A 7,285-nucleotide genomic window follows, 5' to 3' on the forward strand; every position below is an offset into this window, starting at 1 on the left:
ACTACGCCCATGCCTAGCGTTCGCGCCGATTCCAGTCTCCCAAAGAGCCAAACAGCCTCGTTACCAGCGATTACAACGTCCCCACTATCCCTGCTACTCCCCCCAGAAGAGCGACGCGTCGTCAGTATTATGTTCGCCGACATCACTGGCTCTACACCGCTGGCGGATCGCCTGGATCCCGAGGATATGCGTGCCATCCTCACAGGCTACTTCAACCTGATGACACAACAAATCCGCAAACATGGTGGCACGGTCGAGAAATACATTGGGGATGCCGTCATGGCGGTCTTTGGCTCGCCTATCGCACATGAAGATGATCCTGACCGCGCCATTCGCGCGGCTCTAGACATGCAAGCTGCATTGACGCAATTCAATGAGCAACGCACCAAACTTGATCCTCAGGCCACACGCCTGCAAATGCGTATCGGTATCAATACTGGCGAGGTAGCCATACCCAATACCGCCACCCATCAACGCCAGGACTTTCTGATCACAGGAGATGCCGTTAATGTAGCGGCCCGTTTACAGCAGGCCGCCGCTCCAGACACCATCCTGATTGGAGAGCGTACGTATCTGACGACACGTGATCTCTTCGAGTTCCATCCAATGGCCCCTCTACATCTCAAGGGTAAGGCTGAGCCCATCGCGGCCAGTGTCGTTCTGGGCGAGCTCAAAGGCCTGTCGCCCAGAGACCAGCATCCTCGCGGCATTAGAGGACGTCAGGTACGCCTGGTTGGGCGAAACCTCGAACTCACCCTGATGCACGCAAATTATGCGCGCGTCATCGCCGAACGCCAGCCTCACCTGATTACTATTCTAGGAACACCCGGTATTGGCAAGTCACGCCTGGTACGCGAGTTTATTAAGCGCGAACAGGAGAAGGTGAAGAGCGCCTCAGCTTATAAGAAACTCGTTGTACCACGCGTACTCAAAGGGCGCTGTCCTCCTTATGGGGATGGTATCACCTATTGGCCGCTCATTGAGATTCTACGCTCATTGCTCAACATGGATGAAGGAGAGAGCAGCGAACACTATCTAGATCGACTCTCAGATCTTATCAAACAAATACTGCAACGCGCACGCCGTACCGAGTCGGCGGATGATATCTTGAATACAATTATCCGCAGCGTTGGGCGAGGGTTAGACGGGCGTCCTGATAATCTCGACAAAGAGAAATCTAAGGACCTGGGAACCAAACAAATCAGCAGCCCAGCCGCGCCCCTCTTACGTGCATGGCGCATCTTCCTGGAAGCATTAGCCGAAGAGCAACCTCTCATCATCGTTGTCGACGATCTACAATGGGCCGACGAAGCATTGCTCGATCTGCTAGAATACCTGACAGACCGCATCGTTAATGTACCAATTCTCTTCCTCTGCCCGGCACGGCCTGACTTCTTAGAGCGTCGCCGCGAATGGGGAGGTGGGCGACGTAACTTTACTACGATTGAACTTGATGCCCTCTCAACAGAGGAGAGCAACGAACTCATAGATGCCTATCTCAATAACGAGGAGCTTCCCGAAGCCTTACGCCACTCTATCCTGGCACGCACAGAAGGGAACCCTTTTTTCGTAGAAGAGATCATTCGTATGCTCATCGATCAGGGCACACTGATCAGAGAGGAGGACCAGAAAACCGGCCATGAATGCTGGCGAGTTGGGCGCTATAACGATCTCGCTTTTGGTGAGTTTGCCTCGCTTTCCGAGCATCCCGACGATACATCAAATATGGCCTACTTGCTGCCTCTAACGCATCTACCAGATACCATTCAAGGAGTACTCGCGGCCCGTGTGGACCTGCTCAAACCCATCGAGAAGCATGTACTACAACACGCGGCAATTATTGGGCGCACATTCTGGCTCTCTCAATTGCGTGAGCTTGCACCAGATATCTCTCAAGAGGGGCTGGAAGCCGCGCTTAGAGCCCTATTAAACCGCGACTTCATCACAGCCATAGAGAAGAATACGAATCCGACATTGCCTGATGATCGCACGTTCGTCTTTAAACACGTGCTTATCCGCGATGTTGTTTACAATAATATTCCACGCTCACGACGCTCCCGTGAGCATGCAATCCTGGCTCGCTGGCTTGAGGAGAGAGCCCTGAATGACCGAGACACGTATATTGAATTGCTGGCATACCACTATCAACAAGCCTTACTCAACTGGTCGATCAACGCCAATCTTAGCCCTCTCAATTCAACGAGAAATAGTGGCGATACACTCAATCGTTCAGAACTACGAAAACGCGCTATCACCTATCTCACGCAGGCAGGTGACCAGGCTCTTCATAGTTACTATACCTTACGCGCGCTGCAAGCTTATAATGACGCCTTTGAATTGTTGCTTGAAGGTGAAATAGAACCACTAGAGATGGTCCATATGCGCACCAAACTAGGAGACGCGCACTGGCAACGTGGTAACGCGGACGAGGCCTGGCAAGAATATCGCAAGGCTCTACGTATAGTAGGTGACACAGAGAAACCTGTACATATTGATAGCTCGGATCTGATCGATATTCTCGAGCGTTTATGTGAGTTAGCCACCCGCATGCTCTCACTTTTCCGTAATCCTCCATCTATTCAGGAAGTGTCTGAGTACATTGAGCGAGGTCTGAGTTTGATAGATGAAAACTCATCTCTCCACAAAGAGCGAGTCTACTTCCTGACATATCAGTCGCTCTGGTATATTCGACAGCTAGAAACCGCTACTTTTACGCAGAAAGCGGATCTAGCCGAGCGAGCGCTCTCCAGTGGACACGAAGCACTCAGCCTAGCCGAAGAGTTAAACCACGCAGGGGCACTCTCAATCGCCTTAGACGCGCTCAGTTTCATCTATCGTCAATACAACAAATACCGCGAGGCGCACGCGCTTCAGCATCGCCGCTACCAACTTGAAAGCAGGATTACTGATCGAGAGGAGCTTTTCGATCTCTACAGCTCGCTTGGCCGAATCCATGAAGAGATCGGTGACTATTCCACAGCCTTAATGTGGTTCGGGCGTGCTTACAGCAATGCTCAAACCATGGAGAGCCCCGTACTTCTGCTCGATAGTATGGTTGGGCGTATGCGAGCCTGGCGACAATGGAATCGCTGGGATGAGGCAGAGCAGGTTGCCTATGATATCCTGGCCCTTATGGAGCAGCACCAGCTAGAAAACGAAAAATTCCAGTTCTGGGCACTGGAAACGCTCGCCACTATTGTCTACCGTCGCGGGCAACATAAGGAGGGAAGGCGCTACTATCGCCAATGCCAGCGCTTGATAGAGCAGCAGATGCAACGCGGAGACGAACAGGGCCGAAACCTTCAAGCCACGCGATTGCACGCGATTCATCTCGCGCGCGAAGACTGGACGCTTGCAACTGCCGACTATCGAGAGAAGCTACGTATCAGCGAGCCGCTACCAACACCCGAAACCCTCTCCACGCTGGCAGAACTCCTGGTGACCACAGGAGAAGAAATAGAACAGCAAGAGGAACTTTGTGAGCGTGCTATCGCAGCCGCAGAAGAATCGGGAGCGCGGAAAAGTGTAGCTGTCGCGCTACGAGCCAAAGGTCGTCTCTATACGGAGCGTAATGACTGGCAGCTTGCTGAAGATTGCTTAAAACAAGCGCTAAGTCGTTGTGAGGTGCTGGATCTTCCCTGGGAACATGGCTTAACACTCTATTATCTGGGTATGCTCTACACAAAAAAGGTTGAAGCCAACGAAGAAGGAGCGCAGAAGCGCAACGCATATCTTAGCCGTGCTCGCTATCACTTCGAACGTGCGCTCGGCTTCTTTGAAGCGCTCAAGGCACGGCCCCAAATTGATCGCTTGAACGTGGTACTTACTCAATACACAACCTCACGCACATAACAGCAATCTCCTCAAGGCTGAAGATCCCAGAGAGATGGGGCATGCCACAGCTGGGTTGAATCCCAGGTACCTCCCATGCCAGGTGGGAGTACAGAAATATGGACCTGTGAGAGGTTCGCACCTGCGTGCTGAAGCCGCTCACGCATACTGGTAAGCGCCAGGGTGGGAGTATTATTAGTTCGGCTTAAATGCGCTAACCAGAGCCAACGTACACCATTGGGATGCCACGTTTGAAGTACAGCTTGCGCAGCCTGGTCATTTGAAAGATGGCCAGTAGGGCCAAAAATGCGTTGCTTGAGTTTGTAGGGATAGGGGCCACGCAAAAGTCGCTGCCGATCATGATTCGATTCCAATACCAGCAGATCAGCTTTGTGCATCATAGTCAGCATCTCAGGTGTTACCTCACCTGTATCAGTCACAACGCAAATACGGCAGCCACCAGCATTTAAGAGATAGCCAGAGGGAGAGACAGCATCATGTGAAGTAGGAAAAGAGGTAATTTCAATATCGCCAAGCACATGAATCTTGCCAGATGTAAGAAAATGCGCGGGAAGGCCATCAGGAGGGTGATTAACACTAGCGGCTTCTTTCACATGCGCCGTTACTTGTACTCCTCCCTGCTCTTCAAGAAGTGCTACTTCGCTTTCAATGAGGTGTGTTATCCCTAGCTCAACATCAGCAGGTGAATTCACCAATTTCCCAGAATCACTACGCCAGGCACCTGTGGCAAGGCCCTCCTCAACGGCAGCAAAAGTCTCGGCATTGGTAAAAATAGGGAGGCGATAGCGCCGGATAAGGGAAGGTAAAGCCAGCACATGATCGCTATGCTCATGAGTAATTAGAACACCGCTCAATTGTTCAAGGCTAACACCAATCAATTGCAGGCGCTCACGGAGCACGCGCACCCCCAATCCAGCATCGACCAGGATTTTGGTTCGCCCCTGAGGGCCAGCCTCAACAAATAGAGCATTGCCACTACTGCCGCTTGCTAATGAAACCACACGCATAAGCCTATAAACCTTATCATCTTAATGAAGCCGCTATATTGTACTCTTAGGCTGCAACAGCTCACGCGCGTTCTCACCCAGCACTCTCTCTACTTCAGCCTCGTTTAGGCCACTCTCCCTAATATGATTGATAACTCGCTGCTGGCGTAACAAACCATAATCGCTGGCAAAGAGAATTCGCTCAGCACCTATCATACTCACCGCCGCCTTAAAGATTGCGGGGCGATACAAATAGGGGGTTGCGGCTGTATCATACCATACATTAGCCGTTACGCGCTCGATTTCTGGCATTAGCGCGTAAAAAGGCAAGCCTCCCCCCAGTGCGCAGCGATAAAGCGAATATCAGGAAAGGCTGTCAGAAAAGTAATAATATCTGATACAGACACATCACCCTTCCCAGGATAGCGGTGACCAACCGGTTCGCTACAATGAGAGAGTACCACTAATTGATAGTGACGTACGACATCCATGATAGGAGCGAGCAAAGTCGAATCGGAAAGGCGATATCCCTGACCATGTGGCATTAACTCACCTAAGCCAATCATGCCAGATTGAGCGCACCGTTCAAGCTCACGCCAGGCACGTTTACCAGCGGTAGGTTGTAGCACAGCCATACCATAAAGACGACCGGGATATCTCCGCATAGCTTCAAGAACATAGCTATTTGTTTCTTCGATCAGACCTGAATCGCTCCAACCAAAGGAGAAGGTGACAGAAGCATCCACACCAGCAGCATCCATCTCGGCGATTAAATCCTCAGCCGTCGCCATTCGCGCTCGGGGATTCCCATACAGTTCGTTAAACCAGGGATCCCGCTGGCAATATGCTGCTCGTAAATCGCGGATATGAGGAGGAAATATATGGGTGTGAAAGTCAATAATCACGTGGAATCCCTCTGTATGAGATATCTTTTCACACACAAAAAAGAGTTCGCGATGTCGCGCTGCGACCTCGGAACCCTCTTGTCTCCTCGAACTAACTCAATCATGTTTCCCTCAATTTTGCTGAGCCACGCTCCTGCCTGCCTCCCACACGTGCGCCTCTCCCTCACAGCAGTCCATGAGAACCGCTCCCAACAGGATCACACACACACATACACGTTGGTGGCAACAAGCCGTACGATCATTAGTACTGCTCCGCTTCGCCTGTTACCAGTCGTCCACGCGCAGCCTATCTACCAGGTCTTCTTCCTGGGATCTTGACCTACTCCGAAGAATAGGTGGGACAAGTCGTCTTGGGGTCGGCTTCGCGCTTAGATGCTTTCAGCGCTTCTCCTTTCTTGACGTAGCTACCCAGCTCTGGGGGAGGCCCCCCAACTGGCACACCAGCGGTCAAGCCATCTCGGTCCTCTCGTACTGAAGATGACTCCCCTCACTTCTCCTACGCCCACGACGGATAGAGACCGAACTGTCTCGCGACGTTCTGAACCCAGCTCGCGTGCCGCTTTCATGGGCGAACAGCCCAACCCTTGGGACCTACTCCAGCCCCAGGATGCGACGAGCCGACATCGAGGTGCCAAACCTTGCCGTCGATGTGAACTCTTGGGCAAGATAAGCCTGTTATCCCGGGGTAGCTTTTATCCGTTGAGCCACACTCCTTCCACTCGGGAATGTGGGATCACTAAGCCCGACTTTCGTCCCTGCTCGGCGCGTCTGCCTCGCAGTCAAGCTCCCTTGTGCCTTTACACTCTTGAGAGGGTGATGTCCATCCACCCTGAGGGAACCTTTGGGCGCCTCCGTTACTCTTTGGGAGGCGACCGCCCCAGTCAAACTACCCATCTGGCCCTGTTCACGCTCCGGCTCACGGATGCGTGTGAGACACAAACCATGGTGAGAGTGGTATTTCACTGTTGCCTCCTCCGCCCCCACAAGGGCGAAATCCTCGGCTCCCACCTATCCTACGCACACCATACTTCGTTTCCAGGCCAAACTGTAGTAAAGCTCCACGGGGTCTTTTTGTCCTGTCGTGGGTAACCCGTATCTTCACGGGTACTTCAATTTCGCCGAGTCCTCTGTCGAGACAGTGCCCAAGTCGTTTCTCCTTTCGTGCGGGTCGGAACTTACCCGACAAGGAATTTCGCTACCTTAGGACCGTTATAGTTACGGCCGCCGTTCACCGGGGCTTAGATTCGTGGCTACGCTCACCACTCCTCGTAACCTTCCGGCACTGGGCAGGAGTCAGCCCCTATACTTCCGCTCTCGCGTTCGCAGAGACCTGTGTTTTTGGTAAACAGTCGCTTGGGCCTCGTTTTTGCAGCCTTCTCACCACCTCTTGTCTTACCAAGAGACAGCTACTCAGGCCCCCTTCTTCCGAAGGTACGGGGTCAATTTGCCGAGTTCCTTAACAGAGGGTCGCTCGATCACCTGGGGAGAGTTCCCCCTGCCTACCTGTGTCGGTTTGCGGTACGGGCGCACAGTCTTCTGGCG

Annotated in this window: 2 protein-coding genes, 1 rRNA gene and 1 pseudogene (1 of these 4 cut by a window edge); 1 reads left to right on the forward strand and 3 read right to left on the reverse strand. The window is 52.5% G+C overall.

The genetic code is table 11. The annotated features are described in order from the left end of the window. Positions 1-9: 9 nt before the first annotated feature. Entirely contained in the window at positions 10-3,852 is a 3,843-nt protein-coding gene (locus tag K3T82_RS09370; RefSeq protein WP_236031073.1) for an ATP-binding protein, read from the forward strand. 11 nt (positions 3,853-3,863) lie between these two features. On the opposite strand, the gene K3T82_RS09375 is transcribed toward K3T82_RS09370, so the two are convergent. From K3T82_RS09375 to K3T82_RS09390, 3 genes and pseudogenes are all read right to left on the reverse strand, one after another. Next, on the reverse strand, positions 3,864-4,859 hold the full coding sequence (locus tag K3T82_RS09375) for an MBL fold metallo-hydrolase (RefSeq protein ID WP_220193213.1): 996 nt from the start codon (positions 4,857-4,859) through the stop codon (positions 3,864-3,866). Between the two features lie 33 nt (positions 4,860-4,892). Continuing rightward, positions 4,893-5,779, reverse strand: a pseudogene (locus tag K3T82_RS09385) (amidohydrolase family protein). A 185-nt stretch (positions 5,780-5,964) separates the two neighbouring features. Next, positions 5,965-7,285: ribosomal RNA gene (locus K3T82_RS09390) — 23S ribosomal RNA — on the reverse strand; it runs 1,658 nt beyond the window's last position.

Origin of the sequence: Ktedonospora formicarum (genome assembly GCF_016587355.1) — a bacterium.
Taxonomy (GTDB): Bacteria; Chloroflexota; Ktedonobacteria; order Ktedonobacterales; family Ktedonobacteraceae; genus Ktedonobacter; species Ktedonobacter formicarum.

Bases quoted from the DNA above. Each gene is read 5' to 3' on its own strand.
- K3T82_RS09370 (WP_236031073.1), top strand. From the start codon at position 10: ATGCCTAGCGTTCGCGCCGATTCCAGTCTCCCAAAGAGCCAAACAGCC.
- K3T82_RS09375 (WP_220193213.1), bottom strand. From the start codon at position 4,859: ATGCGTGTGGTTTCATTAGCAAGCGGCAGTAGTGGCAATGCTCTATTT.